Raw genomic sequence first — 1,072 nt, forward strand, 5'->3', positions numbered from 1 at the left:
GCACCATGGTGATGGCGGTCTGCTGGCCGCTTCCGATGCCACCGACGCCCAAGGCCGTCCTGATCAGCCTCGCCGACCAGGCGAACGACCAGGGCGTGTGCTGGCCGAGCATCGACACGATCACGACGCGCACGTGCTTCGGTGAGCGCGCGGTGCGCAATGCCATTCGTTGGCTGGAGACGGCAGGGTTGGTGAAGGTGGAGATCGGCGCCATGAAGGCGAACCGTTACACCGTGACCCCGCGCGGCTTTGGCGGCGAACAGCAAAGCGCTCGACGCACYCCGGCACCAGATGCCCCCGGCAGCAAATGCCCCCCGGCACCACRTGCCCCCCGGCACGAGATGCCCCCGGCACGAGATGCCGGTCACCCGGCACGAGGTGCCGCCCAACCGGCACCAGATGCCGGTCACCCGGCACGAGGTGCCGCCCAACCGGCACCAGATGCCGGTCACCCCGGCACGACGTGCCCCCTAACCGTAATAGAACCAATACAAGAAATACACCCCCAACCCCCTGAAGGGGCTGAAGACCCCTGGCTGGACGAAAACGACGAGACCGAGGTTTCGAAGCACAAGCCGCTGGTGAGCCTCGCCACCTTCCTCGCCTTCTGCAAGGCCGCCGGGGAGAAGCCCATCCCTGAGGACGATCCGGTGTTCGCCTACTGCGACACCGTCGCCATCGACCGCGACATCCTGCTGCTGCACTGGCGCGAATTCAAGGCACGCCGGACTGCCCAGGGCAAGCGGCAACGCGACTGGCGCCAGACTTTCCGCAACAGCGTCCGCGACAACTGGTACCGCCTTTGGTTCCTGACCCCGGGCGAGGCCGCCCGACTGACCACCCAAGGCCTGCAGGCGCAGGCCGTGATGCAACGAGAACTTGGAGCCGCCGCATGAGCCGCCGACCCGAAGCGATGAGCGCACCCCACAGCGAGGAGGCCGAGCACAGCGTGCTGGGCTCCCTGCTGCTCGACAACCAGGCCTTCGAGGCCGTGGGCACGATCCTGAAGCCGGAGCACTTCTACCAAACCGACCACCGTGCGATCTACGAGACGATCAGCGAGTTGCTGAAC

The 1,072-nt window shown here is 66.7% G+C and carries 2 protein-coding genes and 1 pseudogene; all 3 read left to right on the forward strand.

Annotated features, from left to right (window positions below; genetic code table 11):
• Nucleotides 1-35: 35 nt before the first annotated feature.
• Nucleotides 36-134 (forward strand): annotated as a pseudogene (locus tag AC1D01_RS36035) (helix-turn-helix domain-containing protein); the annotation flags it as partial.
• Nucleotides 135-581: 447 nt separating this feature from the next.
• Nucleotides 582-896: a hypothetical protein gene (locus AC1D01_RS36040; RefSeq protein WP_477874518.1), complete on the forward strand. Its 315-nt coding sequence runs from the start codon at nucleotides 582-584 to the stop codon at nucleotides 894-896.
• Nucleotides 893-1,072: DnaB-like helicase N-terminal domain-containing protein (locus AC1D01_RS36045; protein WP_477874516.1), on the forward strand; the 180-nt coding region annotated here is incomplete at its 3' end. The genes AC1D01_RS36040 and AC1D01_RS36045, both read left to right, overlap by 4 nt.

Source organism: Rhizobacter sp. P3_B12, from assembly GCF_056402895.1.